Origin of the sequence: Vibrio sp. St2 (genome assembly GCF_947311885.1) — a bacterium.
Classification (GTDB): domain Bacteria; phylum Pseudomonadota; class Gammaproteobacteria; order Enterobacterales; family Vibrionaceae; genus Vibrio; species Vibrio coralliilyticus.
Genome location: NZ_CAMZNA010000005.1, coordinates 48,247 through 70,185 on the forward strand (window position 1 = coordinate 48,247; position 21,939 = coordinate 70,185).

General features: G+C 45.1%; 23 protein-coding genes, 1 riboswitch and 1 other annotated feature. Of the genes, 6 read left to right on the forward strand and 17 right to left on the reverse strand.

Translation table 11 applies throughout. The annotated features are described in order from the left end of the window. The first annotated feature begins 5 nt into the window (after positions 1–5). A complete protein-coding gene (locus QMA41_RS15685; RefSeq protein ID WP_281630113.1) occupies positions 6–791 on the forward strand; it encodes a DUF2927 domain-containing protein in 786 nt (261 codons plus the stop codon). Between the two features lie 16 nt (positions 792–807). Here QMA41_RS15685 and QMA41_RS15690 read toward each other — a convergent pair whose 3' ends face one another. After that, positions 808–1,191, reverse strand: coding sequence for a DUF2750 domain-containing protein (locus QMA41_RS15690; protein ID WP_281630114.1), 384 nt, complete (start codon positions 1,189–1,191; stop codon positions 808–810). A gap of 69 nt (positions 1,192–1,260) precedes the next feature. Continuing rightward, a complete protein-coding gene (locus QMA41_RS15695; protein ID WP_043008603.1) occupies positions 1,261–2,166 on the reverse strand; it encodes a manganese-dependent inorganic pyrophosphatase in 906 nt (301 codons plus the stop codon). 184 nt (positions 2,167–2,350) lie between these two features. Here QMA41_RS15695 and QMA41_RS15700 point away from each other — a divergent pair, with 184 nt between their 5' ends. Continuing rightward, entirely contained in the window at positions 2,351–3,565 is a 1,215-nt protein-coding gene (locus QMA41_RS15700; protein WP_281630115.1) for a putative manganese transporter, read from the forward strand. Positions 3,566–3,631: 66 nt separating this feature from the next. Here the strand turns inward: QMA41_RS15700 and QMA41_RS15705 are convergent, their stop codons facing one another. From QMA41_RS15705 to QMA41_RS15750, 10 genes are all read right to left on the reverse strand, one after another. After that, on the reverse strand, positions 3,632–4,375 hold the full coding sequence (locus tag QMA41_RS15705) for a YebC/PmpR family DNA-binding transcriptional regulator (RefSeq protein WP_006962771.1): 744 nt from the start codon (positions 4,373–4,375) through the stop codon (positions 3,632–3,634). An 86-nt stretch (positions 4,376–4,461) separates the two neighbouring features. After that, positions 4,462–5,097 (reverse strand): bifunctional phosphoribosyl-AMP cyclohydrolase/phosphoribosyl-ATP diphosphatase HisIE, encoded by a 636-nt coding sequence (gene hisIE, locus QMA41_RS15710; RefSeq protein ID WP_006962772.1) that lies wholly within the window; start codon positions 5,095–5,097, stop codon positions 4,462–4,464. Continuing rightward, on the reverse strand, positions 5,094–5,867 hold the full coding sequence (gene hisF, locus QMA41_RS15715; RefSeq protein ID WP_004749837.1) for an imidazole glycerol phosphate synthase subunit HisF: 774 nt from the start codon (positions 5,865–5,867) through the stop codon (positions 5,094–5,096). Before hisF ends, hisIE begins: the two co-directional genes overlap by 4 nt. Next, the gene (hisA, locus tag QMA41_RS15720; RefSeq protein ID WP_281630116.1) at positions 5,849–6,586 is read right to left on the reverse strand and encodes a 1-(5-phosphoribosyl)-5-[(5-phosphoribosylamino)methylideneamino]imidazole-4-carboxamide isomerase; all 738 of its coding nucleotides are present in this window, start codon (positions 6,584–6,586) and stop codon (positions 5,849–5,851) included. The genes hisF and hisA overlap by 19 nt, the downstream gene beginning before the upstream one ends. Before the next feature lie 12 nt (positions 6,587–6,598). Then, complete coding sequence (gene hisH / locus QMA41_RS15725; protein WP_281630117.1) at positions 6,599–7,213, reverse strand: imidazole glycerol phosphate synthase subunit HisH; 615 nt, start codon at positions 7,211–7,213, stop codon at positions 6,599–6,601. A 26-nt stretch (positions 7,214–7,239) separates the two neighbouring features. Continuing rightward, entirely contained in the window at positions 7,240–8,313 is a 1,074-nt protein-coding gene (gene hisB, locus QMA41_RS15730) for a bifunctional histidinol-phosphatase/imidazoleglycerol-phosphate dehydratase HisB (RefSeq protein WP_019275701.1), read from the reverse strand. 69 nt (positions 8,314–8,382) lie between these two features. Further along, on the reverse strand, positions 8,383–9,423 hold the full coding sequence (gene hisC / locus QMA41_RS15735; RefSeq protein WP_281630118.1) for a histidinol-phosphate transaminase: 1,041 nt from the start codon (positions 9,421–9,423) through the stop codon (positions 8,383–8,385). Between the two features lie 12 nt (positions 9,424–9,435). After that, positions 9,436–10,728: a histidinol dehydrogenase gene (hisD, locus tag QMA41_RS15740; protein ID WP_281630119.1), complete on the reverse strand. Its 1,293-nt coding sequence runs from the start codon at positions 10,726–10,728 to the stop codon at positions 9,436–9,438. A gap of 5 nt (positions 10,729–10,733) precedes the next feature. Next, positions 10,734–11,630, reverse strand: a complete 897-nt coding sequence (gene hisG / locus QMA41_RS15745) for an ATP phosphoribosyltransferase (RefSeq protein ID WP_038155924.1) — start codon at positions 11,628–11,630, stop codon at positions 10,734–10,736. Positions 11,631–11,670: 40 nt separating this feature from the next. Then, positions 11,671–11,807, reverse strand: a sequence feature (His leader region). Positions 11,808–11,981: 174 nt separating this feature from the next. Then, positions 11,982–13,583 carry a Na+/H+ antiporter NhaC family protein gene (locus QMA41_RS15750; RefSeq protein ID WP_281630120.1) on the reverse strand — a complete coding sequence of 534 codons (1,602 nt, stop codon included), beginning with the start codon at positions 13,581–13,583 and terminating at the stop codon, positions 11,982–11,984. A 113-nt stretch (positions 13,584–13,696) separates the two neighbouring features. Continuing rightward, positions 13,697–13,879: riboswitch (Lysine riboswitch) on the reverse strand. A 610-nt stretch (positions 13,880–14,489) separates the two neighbouring features. On the opposite strand from QMA41_RS15750, the gene QMA41_RS15755 reads away from it, so the two are divergent. Continuing rightward, positions 14,490–14,897, forward strand: a complete 408-nt coding sequence (locus QMA41_RS15755; RefSeq protein ID WP_006962781.1) for an H-NS family nucleoid-associated regulatory protein — start codon at positions 14,490–14,492, stop codon at positions 14,895–14,897. Between the two features lie 92 nt (positions 14,898–14,989). On the opposite strand, the gene QMA41_RS15760 is transcribed toward QMA41_RS15755, so the two are convergent. Continuing rightward, the gene (locus QMA41_RS15760) at positions 14,990–16,294 is read right to left on the reverse strand and encodes an inosine/guanosine kinase (RefSeq protein WP_019275705.1); all 1,305 of its coding nucleotides are present in this window, start codon (positions 16,292–16,294) and stop codon (positions 14,990–14,992) included. Between the two features lie 243 nt (positions 16,295–16,537). Next, a complete protein-coding gene (locus QMA41_RS15765) occupies positions 16,538–16,807 on the reverse strand; it encodes a hypothetical protein (protein WP_006962783.1) in 270 nt (89 codons plus the stop codon). Between the two features lie 194 nt (positions 16,808–17,001). Between QMA41_RS15765 and mnmA the strand changes: the two genes are divergently transcribed. From mnmA to purB, 3 genes are all read left to right on the forward strand, one after another. Beyond that, positions 17,002–18,123, forward strand: coding sequence for a tRNA 2-thiouridine(34) synthase MnmA (gene mnmA / locus QMA41_RS15770; protein WP_038155929.1), 1,122 nt, complete (start codon positions 17,002–17,004; stop codon positions 18,121–18,123). Positions 18,124–18,151: 28 nt separating this feature from the next. Next, positions 18,152–18,769: a high frequency lysogenization protein HflD gene (gene hflD, locus QMA41_RS15775; RefSeq protein ID WP_006962785.1), complete on the forward strand. Its 618-nt coding sequence runs from the start codon at positions 18,152–18,154 to the stop codon at positions 18,767–18,769. Positions 18,770–18,918: 149 nt separating this feature from the next. Beyond that, positions 18,919–20,289 carry an adenylosuccinate lyase gene (gene purB, locus QMA41_RS15780; RefSeq protein WP_171352293.1) on the forward strand — a complete coding sequence of 457 codons (1,371 nt, stop codon included), beginning with the start codon at positions 18,919–18,921 and terminating at the stop codon, positions 20,287–20,289. 83 nt (positions 20,290–20,372) lie between these two features. Here the strand turns inward: purB and QMA41_RS15785 are convergent, their stop codons facing one another. The 3 genes from QMA41_RS15785 to QMA41_RS15795 are packed head-to-tail and all read right to left on the reverse strand — an operon-like array spanning position 20,373 to position 21,937. Then, positions 20,373–20,906, reverse strand: a complete 534-nt coding sequence (locus QMA41_RS15785) for a DUF3833 domain-containing protein (RefSeq protein WP_281630121.1) — start codon at positions 20,904–20,906, stop codon at positions 20,373–20,375. Position 20,907: 1 nt separating this feature from the next. Continuing rightward, positions 20,908–21,456: a chalcone isomerase family protein gene (locus QMA41_RS15790; protein WP_281630122.1), complete on the reverse strand. Its 549-nt coding sequence runs from the start codon at positions 21,454–21,456 to the stop codon at positions 20,908–20,910. Next, entirely contained in the window at positions 21,413–21,937 is a 525-nt protein-coding gene (locus QMA41_RS15795; protein WP_281630123.1) for a DUF2878 domain-containing protein, read from the reverse strand. Before QMA41_RS15795 ends, QMA41_RS15790 begins: the two co-directional genes overlap by 44 nt. Positions 21,938–21,939 lie beyond the last annotated feature (2 nt).

Here is a 21,939-nt window from a genome sequence, read left to right on the forward strand (position 1 = left end):
CCCACATGCTAAGGATAGCGATTGGGTTCGTATTTGGTTTGTTTCTATTCAGCCCCGCACTAGCTTACACCACCACCAAAACTTGGTTAGATCCTGGCTTTGTCAATCAGGCATTTCTAGATGTCGCGTTAAAGAACGAATACTCAGAGGGCAATAAACCTCTGGTTAAATGGAAAAAACCGATCAAGGTTTGGGTTGAACACAAAGTAGCTGACCAAGATCTCCATGATGAGCTAACCAATGCTCAACTTAGAGATCTCTCGTCGATAACTCGCCACCCAATCGAACGTGTATCCAGAAGAGAACAGGCCAATATCATCTGGATCTATACCCGCGAATCAGACTGGCGAAAAGATATTGAAAAAGAAATCGGCCCAAGTGCTCTCAAAAACATTCATGGCGCCCTTTGCAAAGCGGGATATCGGGTAAATCAGGCCACGAGTGAAATTGATTCTGCAACTGTCATTATTCCGGTCGATCAAGCAAGAGAACATGGAAAGTTATTAGCTTGTATCGTAGAAGAAATCACTCAGGTGATGGGACTGCCCAATGATGCCGAGTCAGCCTATCCATCTATTTTCAATGATGAAACGCCCGAGGATCTGCTTTCACCATTGGATGTTATTCTATTGAAAATGCTTTATGACCCAACGTTAGAGCCAGGGATGGAGCGAGCTCAAGTGAAAAAGCTCGCTAAGAAGATATTGGATCAGTATCAACGCCAAGGGGTATTGAATAACGCCGTAGCTATGTCCAAGTCAGGTGAGTTGTTTCAGATTGCAGGATATTAACCAGCTCGATTAGCGCTTATTTTCCTGCTTTTTTCAGCTCAAACTCGAACTCATCCGGATAGAGCACTAAACCTTCTTCATTTTGGTTTGGGAAGACTACGATTGCCAATTCATCGTCTTCAAGGCCGTAAGTCCAGCGACTAAACCATTTTGCCGTCGAGATCGACTCTGCTTTACAGTGTTCCCAATCACCCGTTGCCCACTGATTGGCAAACTCTTCGTGAGGCCAAACAGGTATACAATCCTCATCTTCAGTGTTGAGCATCACACAGCCGTGTTCATCTGTAAGAATCCAAACTTTTCTATGCTTCGCAATTTCTTTGACTGTGTACTTCAGGCGCTCGTCTTCACGCATTTTAAGCACGGATTCAATCTGCTGCGGTGAAAGTGGTTCTGACATTTCCTTACTCCTCAAATAAAACGCCCACGGAAGTCCGTGGGCGTCGAATTTTGTTAATGAACCGGCGAATTAAGCCAGTTCAGTCTGAAGCCAAGGCCAACCTTGCTTCTTACGGCTTAGCGTGTTTTCCATCATCAGCATGCCGTCTTGCTCGTGCTGAGTCAGTTTCTCTGCCCACTCACCTTTGTATAGTAGACGAGTTTGAGCTGTAGTGATGTCAGTTAGCATTACTGCAGCAAAGGCTAGGCTTTCTTCAGCACAGCGGCGTTCTAGATCAGATTCCAGCGCTTCAATCATGCCGTCTACTTGTTCTAGAGTCGCAAGTTCAACCTGACCTACAACAACATCACGGCCGTTAAATGGATAGCCTTTCAGATCTTTTTCTACAAGCTCAGCCGCAGAAAGACCTTCGATGTTTGTTTTTGCGATAAGAAGATCTTTGATGAAAGCGTCAACATCACATACGTCTGCAATTTTCGCTAGCTCTTCAACAGCATCTTTATCTTTCTGTGTGCAAGTTGGAGAAGCAAAGCCGACCGTGTCAGACAGGATAGCCGACATCATTAGCTTAGCGATTTGCGGTGTGATTTCATGACCTTCAATTTTAAACATGTTGAAAAGTACTGTGTTCGTACAACCAACAGGCCAAATCCACGCTTCCATTGGGTTTACAGTCATAACATCACCTAGGCGGTGATGGTCAACGATACCTAAGATTTCTGCTTCAGCCACGTCATCCGGTGCTTGTGCTAGATCTGAGTAGTCAACCAACCAAATTTTCTCACCAGCAACAGAGGTGCGAAGTTCAGGAACTTCCGCGCCTGCGACTTCAAGAATGTGCTGTGTTTCACGGTTGATTTCGCCTTGGCGAATTGGCATTGCTTCAACGCCACGAGCTTTTAGCAGCTCAGTTGCTACCAATGCACTACAGATGCTATCACTATCAGGGTTCTTGTGACCTACAACTAGAATCATCTTTTTTCCTATTACGACTTAAATAGGCCCGTATTGGGCAATTACTCACAAAGGCCGATACTTTACCTGAATTTTGAAATTTGTCATGAGTTAGCAAAAAGAAAAGTGTAAATCACAACTTTTAGTTGCAAATAATTCTCACTAACATATATTGAGAATTATTCGTATTTGCATTTAAAGCTCAATGGACTCGATAAGACTTTCTCAAACACTGCCAGGTTGGCTGTCTTTTTCCCAGTTTCGGCCTGCCTATAAACGCCTTCTCCTGCCTGTGACTCTACTGGCACTGGTACTGAGTGAAACAACACGTGAAGTCACCGTTTCTACTCTGTCTGATGCCTTCTGGGCAGTGTCTGCCTACGTTGCTTTTACTCTGGTCATCTATCACTACGTTTCCCTGTGGATGAACAAGGAGAGCAAGCTGGTCAATCTATACCAGAGCTCACGTAGCTATCAGATTTTCTTTGCTTCTTTACTGGGCGCCCTGCCTGGGTGTGGCGGTGCCATTATAGTAACGACTCAATTTGTCAGCGGGCGAGTTGGCTTTGGCGCCATTGTCGCAGTATTAACGTCCACTATGGGTGATGCTGCTTTTCTGCTGTTGGCCAGTAAACCTGATATTGGTTTGGCCGTTGTTGCATTGGGCGTTGTGGTAGGCTCAGTATCTGGATGGGCCGTCAACGCTATCCACCAAGATGATTTCCTAAGGCCGGCCGCTAAGTCGGTACTTGCGGACAAATTTTGTTGTCGTTCAGAAGCAAGCGATCCTTCTGGTCTTGAAAAGAAAGCCATCAACCTGCAAGGAGCCTTCTGGAAGTGGCTCATCGTTCCTGCGACTGTGGTAGCAGTATTGGGTTCATTCCAGGTCGATATCAATGAGCTTCTTTCTCTGCCTGCTATGAGCATTGAGTGGCTCGGTGCAGGGCTGATCATTTTGAGTATGCTGCTTTGGTCGCTGACTAAAGAAATCAAAGATTACGAGTCAACAGTATCAGAAGATAAGAAGACCGTTTCATCACATCCTCTACAGAAAGCGGCTCAGGATACAAACTTCGTTACCGCATGGGTTATTCTGGCCTTTATGGCATTCGAGCTGATTGCTTTCTTTGGTCACATCGATTTAGCCGCTACCTTTTCCGGTTGGGGAGTGTGGATGCCACTGATGGGGCTAGCGGTTGGTATGCTGCCTGGGTGTGGGCCTCAAATTCTGGTAACCAGCTTATATATTTCAGGCGCCGCGCCACTGTCAGCTCAATTAGCCAACGCGATTTCAAACGATGGCGATGCACTATTCCCAGCTATCGCTCTGGCACCAAGGGCAGCACTGGTTGCGACTATCTATTCCGCTATTCCTGCGCTGTTCGTCGGCTACGGCTACTATTTCTTATTCGAGATATAATAACGTGTTGGCTAATACGTAAATACGAAAACGCCCTCAATTGAGGGCGTTTTTGATCAACCTACGTTATAGCGTTGCTGCTACCTCGTCAGAAATGTCGCCATTATGGTAGACCTCCTGAACATCATCTAAGTCTTCCAATGCATCGATCAAACGAAGTAACTTCGGCGCGGTATCAGCGTCTAACTCAGCTTTAGTCGATGGAATCAGTGATACTTCAGCGTTTGCCGCTTCGAACCCAGCAGCATCGAGTGCATCTTTTACGGCACCAAAATCATGAGGCTCGGTAAAGACATCAATGGCGCCATTTTCTGCTGTCTCAATATCATCTGCGCCACTGTCGAGTGCCACTTCCATCACTTCATCTTCGTCTAATCCGGGAGCATAAGAGATCACGCCTTTCTTATCGAACAGATAGTTTACGCTGCCATCCGTACCTAGGTTTCCGCCTGCCTTAGAAAATGCATGACGGACACCAGACACAGTTCGATTACGATTGTCTGTCATACACTCAACCATTACCGCGGTACCACCAGGCCCATATCCTTCGTAGATGACGGTTTCCATGCCATCGTCCCCTTCACCACCAGCACCACGAGACACTGCGCGATTCACCGTATCACGCGTCATGTTATTGGAAAGAGCTTTGTCGATAGCAGCGCGAAGGCGTGGATTATTCTCTGGCTCACCGCCACCTTCTTTAGCTGCAACGACGATTTCTCGGATCAGTTTAGTGAAAATCTTACCGCGCTTTGCATCTTGTGCTGCTTTGCGGTGACGGATGTTCGCCCATTTACTATGACCAGCCATAAATGAATACTCCCTAACAAAAAGAAAAGCCGTAAGTGATGCTTACGGCTTTGAATTTTCTTCAGTTTATCACAATGAAGACAGCTTTACTTGTGACGCTCTTTCAGCTTATTAACCACGTCGTTCATTGATAAACCTTGGTCCTGAAGTAGAACCAGTAAGTGATAAATCAAATCCGCTGACTCACACACTAACTCCGCCTTGTCACCCGACGTCGCCGCAAGCGCGACTTCAACGCCTTCTTCGCCCACTTTCTGCGAAATACGTTTGGTGCCACGGGAATAAAGGTTGGCAGTATAAGAGGAATCAGGGTCGGCACTCTTGCGGGCAGCCAATAACTGCTCAAGTTGATGAAGCCACACCATTTGCGACTCCTCTTGCGGATCGACATCCCAGCAAGTGGTGTTGCCCAAGTGACACGTAGGACCAATGGGATTCACTTTCACCAGCAGCGTATCGTTATCGCAATCTAACTGCATGTTCACCAATTGCAATACGTTACCTGAGGTCTCACCTTTGGTCCAAAGACGCTGTTTGGTACGAGAGAAAAACGTCACTTGACCCGTCTCACCCGTTTTTGCCAACGCATCTTGGTTCATGTAACCCATCATCAGCACTTGGCTTGATTGGAAATCTTGTACGATGGCAGGCACCAGACCATCCACCTTGTCCCAGTTGATACGCTCAGCTAGAGAACTCACTTCGGTGGTGTTTAAACTCATAGTCGCACCTCAATACCTTGTTGTTTCAAATACTGCTTTAGTTCACCAATATTGATGACTTGTTTATGGAATACCGATGCGGCAAGCGCACCATCCACATTCGCTTTTTGGTAAGCTTCCGCGAAGTGCTCCATGGCACCTGCACCACCTGATGCAATCAGCGGTACGTTACACACTTCACGCACCATGTTCAGTTGTTCGATGTCGTAACCGTTACGCACACCGTCTTGGTTCATCATGTTCAATACGATTTCACCAGCGCCACGCTTTTGCACTTCTTGCACCCAATCACGCGTTTCCCATTGGGTCGCTTTGGTGCGTTCTTCATCGCCAGTAAACTGGTAAACCTGATACTTGCCCGTCTCTTTGTCGTAGTAAGAGTCGATGCCAACCACGATACATTGAACACCAAATTTATCAGCAAGGTCGGTAATCAACTGCGGGTTCGCCAATGCCGGTGAGTTGATAGACACCTTGTCTGCACCAAACTCAAGAATGCGTGCGGCATCTTCGGCTGATTTAATACCACCAGCGACGCAGAACGGAATATCAATCACTTCTGCAACGCGAGCGACCCAGCTTTTATCGACGACACGGCCATCACTGGAAGCGGTAATATCATAAAACACAAGCTCGTCAGCGCCTTCTTCCGCATAACGCTGTGCGAGAGGAACGATGTCGCCAATGATTTCGTGGTTGCGGAACTGAACGCCCTTGACCACTTGTCCATCGCGAACATCAAGACATGGAATTATTCGCTTTGCCAGCATGCAAATGCCTCCTCTGCCGTGAACTTTCCGTCTAGCAGTGCGCGACCAACAATCACGCCAGCTACGCCACTACCTTTTAGTGCTTCGACATCTGAAAGCGAGCCGATGCCGCCTGAAGATTGGAACTGCACTTGTGGGTACTGTTTACATAGATCAACATAAAGCTCTACGTTTGAGCCTTCTAGCGTACCGTCACGAGAAATGTCCGTACAAAGCACGTGCTGCAAACCTACCGTTAGGTAATCGTTGATCAGAGCTTCGATGGTCACGCCTGAGTCTTCTTGCCAACCAGAGATCGCCACTTTACGTGTGCCGTCTTGATCGATGTTGATATCTAGCGCGAGAACGATTTTCTCTGCGCCGTATTTTTCCATCCAACCTTTCACAAGCTCTGGCTGTTTTACTGCTGTAGAACCAACAACAACACGCTGAGCACCTGCTTCTAACAGATCAATAACGTCTTGCTCTGTACGCACACCACCACCGATTTGGATGTTTGCTGGTGTACTTGCTAGTAGCTTTGCAATCAAATCAAGCTGGCGTGCTGTCGTGTCTTTCGCGCCGGTTAAATCCACCAAGTGCAGCCAGTTAGCACCTGCTTGGTGGTACAAGTTGAACTGCTCTGCTGGGTCGACTTTGTACTCGGTTACTTGACCGTAATCACCTTGATAAAGACGAACCACCTGTCCTTCAATTAAATCAAGAGCTGGAATAATCACACTAAATCCCTTTTATAATTCTAAGAAGTTTTGAATAAGCTTTGCGCCCGCTTTTGAAGAACGCTCAGGGTGGAATTGCACGCCGTAGTAATTACCGCTTTGCACCGCTGCCGTGAACGGATTTCCGTATTCACATTCTGCAATGGTGTAGTCCCCTACTGGCATGGCAAAACTGTGTACAAAGTAGAAGTACTCGCCTTCTTCAATGCCTTTGAACAACGGGTTGCCTGATTTTGCGGAGACTGTGTTCCAGCCCATATGCGGCAGCGGCAAGTCGCCAGTTTGTAGCAGCTCCACTTCGCCATCACAAAGTCCAAGACACTCAACCAACTCGTCTGCTTTCTGCCCTTTCTCTTGAGACACTTTACCCAACAGTTGCATACCTAAACAGATACCTAACAACGGCTTTTCTACCTGTTTTACCAAGCTGATAAGATCGCGCTCTTCTAGGTTCTTCATCGCTTCGCTGGCGGTTCCCACACCCGGTAGGAATAGCTTGTCAGCCGACAATACAACTTGTGGATCTTTTGAAATCGTTACGTCATAGCCTAGGCGTTCAATGGCAAACTTCACCGAAGAAACGTTGGCACAGCCAGTATCAATAATGACAACTTTTTGTTCTGTCACTGTTTTTCTCCTTGCTCGCGCTAGCCTTAAAGCACGCCTTTACTACTTGGCAGCTCAGTGCCTTCTACTTTGATTGCTTGGCGCAAAGTGCGACCAAACGCTTTAAATAGGCTCTCAATGATGTGGTGATCGTTATCACCAGCAGAAGAGAGGTGTAGCGTACACGCTAGGGTGTCAGTTAGAGAGCGGAAGAAGTGAACCACCATCTCGGTTGAAAGGTCACCGACTTGCTCACGACTGAACTTCGCGTCGAACTTAAGGTAAGGACGCCCTGACAGGTCTAGCGCACATTGTGCCAAACACTCATCCATTGGCAGGCTAAAGCCAAATCGGCCAATACCACGCTTATCACCTAGCGCTTCTTTCAGCGCTTGGCCCAACGCAAGTGCGGTATCTTCTACTGAGTGGTGATCGTCTATGTGTAGATCGCCCTCCACTTTACACACCATCTTAAATCCACCGTGTGTTGCGATTTGATCCAACATGTGGTCGAAGAAGCCTAGGCCCGTAGAAATGTCATTACCGCCTTGGTCATCAAGATTTACCGCGACTTTAATATCAGTTTCTTTCGTAGTTCGAACCACTTCAGCAACGCGAGCCTTCACCGTCAGATCTTTCAGGATCTGTTTCCAACCCATGGTTTCTGGGTTGTATTGAATACCTCGAATTGCCATGTTTTCTGCAAGTTGAAGATCGGTTTGACGATCGCCAATCACAACAGAGTTTTGGAAGTCCACTTTGCCACCCTGAAGGTACTCTTTCACCATGCCTAATTTAGGCTTGCGGCATGAGCAGTTATCTTCTTCAAAGTGAGGGCAAATCAGTACGTCATCGAACTTCACACCTTGAGATTCGAAGATTTCCATCATCATATCGTGCGGTGCATCAAAATCTGCTTGTGGGTAGCTGTCAGTCCCTAAACCGTCTTGGTTCGTTACCATCACTAGACGGTATCCTGCATCCTGCAACGACAGCAGACTTGGGATAACAAATGGTTCTAGTTTTAGTTTATCTAAACGATCAACTTGAAAATCAACCGGCGGCTCAACAATTAAGGTGCCATCACGGTCGATAAAAAGGATTTTTTGTTGTTTGCTCACTCGAACTTCCTTATTGCTAATCTTTGGCGCCTCCGCTTTGTCAGCGAAAGCAATTAATTTTGTCTCTACTTATGAGTAGTAGTTTCTAATAAATCCGAGTGTTTTTTCGCACTCGTCGCGGTTACCCACACTGATACGTACGCAGTTCTCAATTGGCGAGTTACGCAAGATAATGCCTGTTTCCCAAGCGGCTTTGAAAAGATCATCACCATCTGGGAATTTAACCAATAGGTAGTTACCCCATCCTTCAAAGACTTCCAAGCCCGGAATCATCGACAAGCCCACCTGCAAATAAGCACGGTTCGCGTTCAAATCGAGAACTTGGAACTTCGCTCTCGCTAGGCCTGCTTCAGAAAGCGCTTGAGTGGCAATTTCTGCAACAGGAACTGGGACTGGGTATGGTGCGATGACTTTCAGAAGTACATTAATCAGCTCTTCGTTCGCAAGCGTAAATCCACAACGCAAACCCGCAAGGGCAAAAGCTTTCGACAGAGTACGCAGAATTGCAAGATTCGGGTATTGCGCCAGTAAATCTACCGTTGACGCTTCTGGGCAGAAATCAATGTACGCTTCGTCCATCACCACGATTGCGCGGTCTTTTGTCATTTCAAGCAGAGAGACAATATCTTCACGCTTAACCAAGTTACCCGTAGGGTTATTTGGTGAACATACGAAAACCAGTTTAACGTTATCCAGATTAGCTTCGATACCAGCAAGGTCTAGTTGCCAATCTGATGTTAGCGGCACGGTTTTGCGCTCTAAACCAATGGTTTCAGCGCTGATGGAGTACATACCGTAAGTCGGTGGGCAGTAAAGAATCGCATCTTCACCTGGCTCACAAAAAGCACGAATCAGTAACTCGATGCCTTCATCTGCACCGCGAGAAGTCAACGTTTGTTCTGGGTTCACCCCTGCATACGCAGCGTATGCAGAAATCAGTTCTTTAGGCTGACATTCGCTATAACGATTAAGACGAGCGAAGTCTGTTTTGTATTCATTGTTGAATGGCGATTCGTTGGCGTTCAGCCAAACATCACCTGTACCACCGATACGACGAGCCGATAAATAAGGGGTCAGTTTTTGGACCTGTTTACGCGCTAGCTTTTCCATCTCATTGCCCTCTTACTTAACTGCCAGTTTTTCTACACGAATAGTCACGGCACGTTTGTGTGCATCCAAACCTTCTGCTTCAGCCATGGTCACCACCGTTGGAGCAAGGTTTTTTAGACCATCAGCAGACAACTCTTGAACTGTCATCCGCTTAGAGAAATCCGCTAAACCTAAGCTCGAATACGTACGCGTGTAACCGTAAGTAGGGAGAACGTGGTTAGTGCCCGATGCGTAATCACCCGCCGATTCTGGTGACCAATCCCCTAGGAAGATGGAACCGGCATTATCGAGTAAAGGCAAAAGCTCGCGAGGGTTCTTGGTCTGAACAATCAAGTGCTCAGGGCCGTAGTAATTTGAGATTGAAACCGCCTGAGTCAACGACTCCGCGATGATAACCAAACTTGAAGCGAGTGCCTTCTCAGCAATATCCGCACGAGATAGCTCTTTGAGTTGGCGCTGAACTGCGTCAGTGACTTGGTCCGCAATCACAGGTGAAGGCGTGACAAGCACTACTTGAGAATCAGGGCCGTGCTCTGCTTGGCTTAGCAAATCGGCAGCAATGAAGTCAGGATCCGCAGTTTCATCAGCCAAAACAAGTACTTCAGAAGGACCCGCTGGCATATCAATCGCCGCACCACGGAAATCATTGCTCACCTGACGTTTTGCTTCTGTCACGTAAGCGTTACCCGGACCAAAGATCTTATCAACTTTGGATACCGTTTCTGTGCCATAAGCCATCGCAGCAACGGCTTGGCCACCACCGACGCTGTACACTTCATCAATGCCGCACAGCTGAGCAACATACAAAATTTCGTCTGCGATTGGTGGTGGAGAACACAACACCACTTTGCGACAGCCCGCAATCTTCGCAGGGACGCCAAGCATCAAAACAGTCGATGGCAATGGTGCGCTGCCACCCGGAATGTACAAGCCCACTTTTTGAATTGGGCGAGTTACCTGCTCACAAAGTACACCCGGTTGAGTCTCTACTTTGATAGGTTGCGGCTTCTGCGCTTTGTGGAACTTAGAGATGTTGGCATAAGCTTGCTCAAGTGCATTCTTCATCTTCTCCGAAAGACGCGCTGACGCTTCCTCAATCTCTTGAGCCGACACTCGAATGGACTCCAGTTTCACACGGTCAAACTTCTCAGTCAATTCAAGCAGGGCTGAATCGCCCTCACTACGAACGTTCGCGATAACTTCAGAAACCGCAGCCGTGATGTTTGCACCTTCAGCAATTGCCGGACGCTCTAAAATAGAATCTTGCTGCGTTTCACTTAGTGATTGCCATACGACGGTTCTCATGGCGATTACTCCATCATTTTCTCAATTGGTAGTACCAGAATTGAGCTCGCACCCAGTTCTTTAAGTTGTTCCATGGTTTCCCAGAACAGGTTTTCAGTACTGACCAAATGAACCGCCACTTTCTGTTGGTCCGCAGAGAGAGGTAATACAGTTGGATCTTCCGCACCAGGTAGCAATGACTTGATTTGGTCTAGCTTATCTGTTGGAGCATGTAGCATGATGTACTTCGACTCTTTCGCTTGCTGTACACCCTGCATTCGAGTCAACAGCTTTTCGATTAGCGCCACTTTGTCCGCATCGAATTCACCTGTACGCTGAATAAGTGTTGCTTTTGATTTGAAGATGATTTCGGCTTCTTTTAGGCCGTTCGCTTCCAATGTTGCACCAGTAGAAACCAAGTCAGCAATAGCGTCAGCAAGGCCAGCGCGAGGCGCGACTTCAACTGAGCCAGTCAGCATACACGTTGAGAACGGTACTCCTTGTTCATCCATATACGCTTTAAGAAGTTGTGGGTAGGTAGTTGCAATTCGTTTGCCTGCCAGATCTTGAGGGCCGTTGTACTCTTCATCTTTGTCAATAGCGATAGATAAACGGCAACCACCGAAATCAAGACGACGAAGTGGCACAAACTCGCTTGGTTCACCCAAAGCGATACGGTCAAGACGGACTTCTTCAAGCTCGTTTTCACCGATGAAACCAAGGTCAACGACACCATCCATAATTAGGCCAGGGATGTCGTCATCACGAACTAACAGTAGATCGATAGGCATGTTCAGCGAGTGAACTACTAAACGCTCACCCATGATGTTGAATTTTACGCCACACTTTTTAAGCAGTTCTTGGCATTCTTTGCTTAGGCGACCTTTCTTTTGGATTGCGATTCTTAGGCGTTGTGTTTGCATTGCTTTTATCCCTGTGCAAATTAATTTTTAAATCGTTAAAACTAAAAAACCCTCGGAAGAGTTGGTCTCCCGAGGGTTCTGAATCTTGTAGTTTGCGATTTCTGCCTCCGGGAGTTTCCTGTCCCCCGGGTATGCGTACATCTCCCGAAAGACTAGACTGGGTGATGATGGTGATGAATGTTCATTACAAAATTACGCATACTTATAAGCTCTTCAGTTCGCTTGCTTGGTAACCACACTAACCAAGGCAAAACCATTTTTCAACTAAAAATTAAAGATTTTTTCAATTTGTATAAGACAAATAAAAAGGGAGCGAATGCTCCCTTTAAAATTCTTTTATCGTTCAAATCATTAAACGTTTTGACAGCTTGCCATCTTCGCTTTTGAAAGAATCGATAGCAGGACACAGACGCCAACAAAAGCAACTGCGGATACAGCGAATGAGATGCCTACAGATGCAGTCATACCCAACGTGATGAAACCAATACAAGAGACAGCAGCGACAGATAGTGCATACGGCAGCTGAGTGGCTACGTGATCAATATGGTTACAACGTGCGCCCGTTGAAGAGAGAATCGTCGTATCTGAAATTGGTGAACAATGGTCTCCAAATACCGAGCCTGCCAATACAGCACTTAGCATAGGCAGCATCAGAGCAAGATCCGTTGCACCTGCCATATCGCCAGCAATTGGTAGCATGATACCAAACGTACCCCATGACGTACCGGTAGAGAACGCCATCAGACCAGATAGCAAGAAAAGGATAACTGGCAACCAATGAGGGTTGATATTACCTTGTGCTAGCGTCGACAGGTATTTACCCGTGTTCATATCACCGATCACAGAACCAATAGTCCAAGCGAATATTAGGATCAGAATTGCACCAAACATCGATTTCGCACCGATCCAGAGCGTACGCGATATTTCGCTAAATGCGATACCTTGCTTAAGCACCGTAAACAGAGCCACAGCCAACCCGACAAGACCACCATAGATCAACGAAGTGCCTACATCTGTGTTCTCAAAAGCGCCTAGTACATTAAAGGCTTTGTCATCTGCGGTTAATGCCTGTCCGCCCGTATATAGCATTGAGGCAATCGTTGCGACAATCAGGAATACAATCGGTAGAACTAAGTCGGAAACTTTACCACCTTCACTTTCCTGGATATCCAACTCTTCATTGATATCATGCGCTTCCTGCGAGTCACCCGCTTGCTCTTTTTCAAAGCCATGCCCTTGAGACGCTGCGATTTCGTGATTACGCATCTTGCCAATATCAAGACCAAACCAAGCCACTGCAAATACCATTAGCAAAGCGAAAACAGCGTAAAAGTTCATTGGAATAAGGCGGACATAAGCACCAAGAGCAGAATACTCAGTGATGCCATGAGAGACGAGAATGCCACCAATGATCGTCATGATGTAAGCACCCCAACTAGACGCAGGCATGATCACACACATAGGTGCTGCGGTTGAGTCTAAGATGTAGGCCAGCTTAGCGCGGGATACATAAAAACGGTCCGTAACAGGTCGAGAAATCGCCCCAACGGCTAGGCTGTTAAAATAGTCATCAACAAAAATGAATACGCCTAGAAAAGCCGCCAGTAACTTAGAACCACGTTTACTTTTAACGCGAGATTGCGCCCACTCTGCAAAAGCGCGAGTACCACCAGACAACGTCAATAACGCTGTCATCATACCAAGCAATAGCAAGAAACCGACAATACTCATGTTCCAAGTATTGATACCGCCATCTTCGATGAAGACGCTTGATACTGTAGAACCAACGTAGCTTATAGTATCACCCACCGAATAGTCATTAAGAAGTATGGCTCCAAGAGCAATACCAACACCTAAAGACACCAATACACGACGAGTAATAATTGCCAAACTCAGAGCTACCAAAGGAGGTAACAAAGAAATAGGGGATGATGCAAAATCAATTAAATTCATGATCTTCAAAAACCAGTAATAAATGGTTAGAGATCTACTGCAGACAAATTGAAGGAAAAATTTCCAAGCAATTAAGTTGAACTAAGCGAAAGGGAAGCGAAAACTTCACCCTGCCCTACAGTAGCGCTCCATAGTTTTACAAAATTATAGACTATGGCAGTGTTACCCCTTTCGAGTGTAACCCCAGCAAGCATCTTTGATTTGAATACTCACTTCGGCGAAACAACCTTTCGTATTTGTTCATTGGCATCACCCCAACAAACACTACTGATTTATTTCGCGCCTCTACCGCGAGTGTTGATATTTTAAACTGTCAAAAATGGTTTTTAACAACAATTTAACCAACACATCGCATTAGGTGGCGCCCATTGTACTCATCTAAAGCACCATTTCAATACATCATGCCAAATTTACTTACTCTAATTGTTAACGCAACAGTGCGTAAGGTTTCTCAACAATTGCATAGCCATCAACCAATATCATATTCAGGCTACTCAATATGAATCTAATTATTCAGAATTTGAGTAGCCAATGCGGAATTATACGTCTGAAACTAGGTATTAAGCTCTAACAACGAAAATTAGAGTGAAAGATTCGTGAATTGATGAAGATTTGTTACTATCTTGATAAATAGCTGACAAAAGGATAATCCAAATAATTTTGACGTTATAAAATAAATATCGCTCAACGTATGAAACTTATCCGCTATAAGTATTGTCAAAATCACAAAACCACCGATATTTTATGCAACAAAAACTTGTTGATTAAATTGAAAGGTCTCATTATTCAAATGAGCTAGCGATTAATTAATAAATTTTTATAACAATTTAACCAGAAAATATTGTATTGCTAATAATACGGGTTTAATATTTATTTTATCGGCTCCTTAAATAAGTGGGAATTTACATGTCGGAACTAACAAAAACTCTATTAAACATTCGCAGTCTACGCGCATTTGCGCGTGAGCTAACTCTGGAACAACTAGAAGAAGCTCTAGACAAATTATCAACTGTTGTAGCTGAACGTAAAGAAGCTGAAGAAGCTGAACGTGAAGCTCAAGCGGCACAAGAAGCTAAATTAGCCGATATCGCAGAACAAATTAAGCAACTAGGTCTAGATAAAGACATGGTTATTTCTGCACTTGCAGGTGAAGCAGCAGGTAAGCCAAAATCTAAACGTGCTCCTCGCCCAGCAAAATACAAATACCTAGATAACACTGGTGAAGAAAAGACGTGGACAGGTCAAGGCCGCACGCCTTCAGCAATCCAAGAGCAACTAGACGCAGGTAAATCACTAGACGATTTCCTTATCTAATTGAATTTATAGAAGTGTTGTGACTCAACACTTTTATAAAACAAAAGACAAGCCTCGCAATGCGAGGCTTTTTTGTAATTATATGTTGCTAATTAGCGTTCCCAGTATGCTTCTTCCAAACTATCTTCACGCTCAGGCAAACCTCGAGACAAGCGCGGAGAATGTTGTACTAATACTTCGTAACTGGCACGATTTGAATATTTACATACCTGAGAGAAAGAAGAATATGTCAGGTAAGTGTGGGCATGCTTACTCGAATTAGGCACATTTTCTTTATGGTATTTATTCGCAGCCATATCATGTAACAGTGCAGATAATGCTGCATCTCCAGCACCGTTGGTGTTTTTAATTTTCTCCGGGCCACCCATGTAAGGAGATATATGTGAATACACTTTGATTGGGTTGTCACACGCCCATTTTGCAGCAGGGCGGCTGAACTCATATCGGTTAAATTCAGCAATACTACCAGGGAGTAATGGCAGAGAAGTCTGACGTTTAGCCGCTTCTTCCGTATAACCCGCCATAAATAAACCTACAGGGCCTGCGGTACAAAGCACCAAGTCCACCCATTCAAGCGTTTTATCTGATGCGGCTAGTGGATCAGATTCGCCCGTTAGCGCTTCTGCTTCATCTTCATTCATTGCAACAACACTGACGTGGTCACGTAAAAAGTTTTGCCAAAATACTGGATCATCTTGAATAACGAACTTCGTTCCAAGTGTCAGTACAACAGGAACGTTATATTTCTTCGCATATTCGATCGCTTTCATCGTAGCATCTGGCATTGGGTCACCTTCTTTACAACGAACCAAATAAGCCGTGAGCACTAGAGCAGAAGCATTTTCAAAAATATGTTCCGGAATACTATTTGGGTGAAGCTGGTTCATCTGACCTTCACTGATGGCAAACGTACGCTCACCATCATCAGAGATCAAAGCAAAACAGCGACCAATTGCACCATCAACACCTTGTAAATAATTAAGATCCATTCGACTGGAAGTGTTGCACAAATAGCGGAAACCATAGCTACCGATCTTAATATCCTGACTCATGACACCCAAAAGTGTTGAGCGGTCATCAGCTAGAACAGAATAGTTATGAAGAGTGTTACCAATCGTGCCACCAGCGTATTCATTGGTAATCAGTCCATTTTCCTTTAGCTCATTATAGAGCGCTTCCGCAGTCACATCGTCAATAACCAGTGAGTGACCTTTACTCAATTGATACTTCTCAATGAGTTCCGAACTTACCTTCGCTTCGATATCCACCAAAGTTTGGTCAATACCGATAATGTGCGTGCTGGACATTTTCTTGCTTTCTTGAGATTGACTCACTAAAGGGTCACGCGCATGGACGGGAAAATAGTGCTTGGACTTTCGTTGGCCTGGAAACTTCATAACAAAATATTCTGAGTAAGGGGTCAAAGGATGCCGGATTCTACCGCGCACTACCTGACGCGGCAATAACCGGAATTATAGCAAACGATTGCGATAAAAATTAAATTCTACCTATCGAGAGGTAATAAATAAGAAGTGTTAAAGAGAAAGGAAGATCTTAAGCAATTAACGCGAAGAGTTTCTCTGCACCATACCCATTAATAACAAAAGCCAACTGACTACCAGTTGGCGCATGATGACAACTTATTCGCCTTCCATAAAACTAATGTCCGGCAAGCGGTCAAGGTGCTCGGAGTAACGTTTGAGATTAAACTCACCTTCGTTTTTCATTACGTCGAAGATCTCAATAGAGACAGCACAAGCCATCATTGCAACAGCCTCGTCTCGCGGTGTTCCTGTCATCATCAAACGCATCAAAGTTTCTTTCACTTTGAGCGGTTCACCATCTTCCAACTGATTCTCAACAATTTCAATCAGCTCTGCTTCCGCCATGAATTGACTGTCATCACTCATGTTTTTGTACCTTGTCTAACTTGAATTTTGCCAACTATGCCACATATAGCCTGTCTATAGTGAAAATTCGCAGATTAAGATAGTGAACGAGTAAAATTGCGGCAAATTTGAAGTGTGAGTTCGATCTCGGATCTGTCACCTCGAAACGCTTTCTGTTAAGATCTGCCTCCAGTTAAATTGTGTGGTGTTTAGTAATGTCTGAGAACTGTACTGACAACAGTAAAAAGAAAGTTATCGTCGGCATGTCTGGCGGTGTGGACTCATCCGTTTCCGCGTATCTCCTAAAGCAACAGGGCTATCAGGTCGAAGGTCTGTTCATGAAGAACTGGGAAGAAGACGATAACGAAGAATACTGTACAGCTGCAGAAGACTTGGCCGATGCACAAGCGGTTTGTGACAAGCTGGGAATACACCTTCACACCATTAATTTTGCTGCCGAATACTGGGACAACGTGTTTGAGTATTTTCTGGCGGAATACAAAGCGGGTCGCACACCGAACCCAGACATCCTTTGTAACAAAGAAATCAAGTTCAAAGCTTTCCTTGAGTTTGCAGATGAAGTACTAGATGCAGATTACATTGCAATGGGTCATTACGTTCGACGTACTTTCCCTGATAACGGTGAGAAGCCTCAAATGCTGCGTGGCCTAGATGGCAACAAAGATCAAAGCTACTTTCTGTATACACTGAGCAGTGATCAGATAGCTCGCAGCCTGTTCCCTGTGGGGGAACTAGAAAAACCTGAAGTACGCCGAATCGCCGAAGAGCAGGACCTTATTACCGCGAAGAAAAAAGACTCGACAGGTATATGCTTCATCGGTGAACGCAAGTTTACCGACTTCCTATCTCGTTATTTGCCAGCTCAGCCAGGCAAAATTGAGACACCTGAAGGCAAAATCATCGGTGAACACCAAGGTTTGATGTATCACACATTGGGTCAGCGTAAAGGTCTGCATATCGGCGGTCAGAAAGGCGGCGGTGGTAATGAAGACCCGTGGTACGTAGCAGACAAAGATCTTAAACGTAACGTACTAATTGCGGTACAAGGTGCTGAACACCCATTGTTAAAATCCCAGGGACTCATTGCTTCTCAGCTTCATTGGGTTGATCGAGAGATAATTAAGGCACCGCTTCAATGCAGTGTGAAAACACGTTACCGTCAAACGGATATCCCTTGTACCATTATCCCAATTGATGATGAAAATATTAAGGTCATTTTCGACGACCCTCAGGTAGCCGTAACCCCTGGCCAATCTGCGGTATTTTATAAAGATGATGTTTGCCTTGGTGGCGGCATCATTGAAAAACGTATTTAATTCAATGTATTTTCAGGAGTAATACTACGTGGCTAACGCTCTTTACGACCGCACCATCGCATTTGCAGGAATTTGCCAAGCTGTCGCTCTGGTTCAACAGGTCGCGAAAAACGGTCACTGTGACTCTGACGCATTTGAAACTTCGCTCAAAGCTATCTTAAACACAAACCCAAACAACACCGTGGGTGTTTATGGTCGAGAATCAGATTTGAAACTCGGCCTAGAATGCTTGGTGAAAGGCATCGATAGTACGCCTTCTGGCAGTGAAGTAACTCGCTATATCATTAGCCTGATGGCGCTTGAACGTAAGCTAAGTGGACGTAACGATGCAATGTCTCAATTGGCTGATCGTATTCAAATGATAGAGCGACAACTTGATCATTTTGAGCTTCTAGACGACCAGATGATCAGCAACCTTGCCAGCGTATATTTAGATGTCATCAGCCCGATTGGACCGAGAATTCAAGTAACTGGAACCCCTTCTGTACTGCAACAGACAGGTAACCAACATAAAGTTCGAGCCTTGTTACTATCAGGTATTCGCAGTGCTGTACTATGGCGCCAAGTCGGCGGAAAGCGTCGCCACCTCATTTTCGGACGCAAAAAAATGGTTGAACAGGCTCAAATCCTCTTAGCCAGAATGTAATGACTTAACAATACAGCTCGCGCCTATCGCGAGCTGATTTTTTCTACCAAAACAAACTTAACGCAAACGATTGCGCAATCTGCGTGACAATCTATGCGGTTATTGGTATAAAGCACACGAAATTTAGAAACTCAATTCAGGAGAACATCATGGAACTGTCAGCACTGACTGCTGTTTCACCAGTAGACGGCCGTTACGGAAGTAAGACGATTGCACTTCGCAGCATCTTTAGTGAGTTTGGCCTTCTAAAGTACCGCTCTATCGTTGAAATTCGTTGGCTGCAGAAGCTTGCTGCAACTGATGCAATCAAAGAAGTACCAGCTTTCAGTGCAGAAGCAAACCAGTTTCTTGATGATCTTGCCGCTAACTTCAGTGAAGAAGACGCTGCTCGAATTAAAGAAATTGAGCGTACGACGAACCACGACGTAAAAGCTGTTGAATACTTCCTGAAAGAAAAGGTTGCAGGTGTACCAGAGCTCCATGCCGTCAATGAATTCCTTCACTTTGCTTGTACTTCAGAAGACATTAACAACACGTCTCACGCACTAATGCTTAAAGAAGCTCGTGATGAAGTAATTCTTCCTGAGATCAAAAACATCATTGACGCTATTAAAGCACTTGCTGTTGAATACCGCGATATTCCTCTTCTATCTCGTACACACGGCCAGCCAGCTTCTCCATCTACTATGGGTAAAGAAATGGCGAACGTGGCGTACCGTATGGAGCGTCAATACAAGCAAATCGCTAACGTAGAAATCCTAGGTAAGATTAACGGTGCTGTAGGTAACTACAACGCTCATTTATCTGCTTACCCAGAACTAGACTGGCACAAGTTCTCTGAAGAGTTCATCACTGAGTCACTAGGTGTTACTTGGAACCCTTACACAACTCAGATCGAACCACACGATTACATTGCTGAACTATTCGATGCGGTTGCACGTTTCAACACTATCCTAATAGACTTCGATCGTGACGTTTGGGGTTACATCGCACTAGGTCACTTTAAGCAGAAGACAATCGCTGGTGAAATCGGTTCTTCAACCATGCCTCACAAAGTTAATCCAATCGACTTTGAAAACTCTGAAGGTAACCTAGGCCTTGCTAACGCGGTATTCGGCCACCTAGCACAGAAACTACCAATCTCTCGCTGGCAGCGTGACCTAACTGACTCAACCGTTCTACGTAACCTAGGTGTTGGTGTTGGCTACGCAATCATTGCTTACACTTCTACGCTGAAAGGTATCAGTAAGCTAGAAGTGAACCGTGAAGCACTACTTGCTGAACTAGACCAAAACTGGGAAGTTCTTGCTGAACCTGTGCAGACTGTTATGCGTCGCTACGGCATCGAGAAGCCATATGAGAAGCTAAAAGAGCTAACTCGTGGTAAACGTGTAGATGGTGAGGCAATGCGTAACTTTATCGACGGTCTTGAGCTGCCAGAGCACGAGAAAGCTCGCCTAAAAGAGATGACGCCAGCGAACTATATTGGTCAGGCAATCGAGCTCACTGACAAGCTGTAAGATTAAGCACCAATAAAATTTAAGGGTTGACGTGAAAGCGTCAACCCTTTTTTATACCTACTCGTAGATGGGTATCACATTAACTACACATCTAACTTTTGAAAGAACAAAGTAATTTTGCCTACTTCAATACCTAACTTTCGGATGCTCGTAATATTGAAGACATGTCGCTCGTCTTGCCTGAATAACCAATCGTCAAAAGCGACAGTTACCTTTGAACCATCCACGACGAGCTCAAAGTCATATACCCAGTGGAGCGCATTACCCACTTCGTTACCTTTCGCAGTACCTAGTATGTCTCCAGCTTCTCCTTCGTAGGTACTATCGCTCAATCGCTTAATCTTCCAGATTCTCTGGTCAAGCTCGCCATCGTCAAATACAAAATCTTCAACAAGTGTTAAAGTATCTCCATCGATTGAGCCTACAATATCGACCTTAAAACGACGTTGCTGCTTGTTGGTATAATCCTGAACCATTCCCCAAGCGGTCACCTCGCCGTCAAAGTACTCGAATAGATTGAAAGCAGGTGTGCTGTCTTTATATTCAGAGATATCTGCAGAACACCCCGTTAGTAAAACGAATAGGCTAGCGAAAATAAACGTTTTAATCTTTCGCATTCTATTTAGCTCCTATCAGTTCTTGCCTAAGTTTTGGGTATTGCGTCTTTGGAGACAACCAGATCGCGAGAAACGCATCATTTAATTGAGGATCGGTAATAGAACCTATCAACTGATTTTTTTCGCTGAGAGAGGAAAAAAAGAATTTGCCTATATCTCCATCGGAGACATAGGTCAGTTGTTGGCCATCTTTGATGTCTGGAAAAATGTCTTCGAGCTGAGTCACCCAAGAGCTAGTGTCGGAATAACCCAGTTTTTCCCATTGCTCGATAGTGGCATCGACCAACTGTTTTTGACTAATATCTCTTTGATACTCAATGGATAACGCGAGTGGATGTGGTGAAACATCTTTACTCTGTGCGTAGTCGCCAGAGGGTGTAAGAAGCTGAGATTTGTATACGTCAAAAAAGAAATAAGTGAGCTGTGCGCTCCCCACTTTACGCCATTCCTGCCATTGTTCATCGTTAGCAGTATTTGCTTCTACACTTGCGCTAACAATCAAAGAGCTAGCGATCAACCCTGCCAGCATACCCCATTTTATCCGATGCATTTCCATAAACCTTTATTATGACTGCCGCAATCAGCAGCCATTCCACCATTAATACAAGAAGTGTGGTTGTCGTTGGTAAAGGAAAATAGACCGCGCCCAATTTTTCTCCTGCTAAATAACTGAGCGTTCCTCCAACTCCCCCGAAAATAGATACGAGCAAGATAGAAAATCGGCTCACTATTGGCACAAGAAAATATGCATACCAAACAAAAATAAACCAAAGTGCCATAAGCCAAATAGGGAATTCATTGAATTCAAAACGAAAAATGCCAAGCGCCATATTGGCGTAATCGACCATGACACCGAATAACGCCATCAAAAACACTCGCTCAAGCTTAATCGGTGCAACTAATTGGCTGTATACATAGGTACCAACGACAAGGCTAACTGCTAACCACTGCAGTTTCTCCTGACCAAATACTGCGATGATCCAGACAATTTGAAACCAGAGAGAATAGAAAATTAGCGTCTTCGTCGTCATAT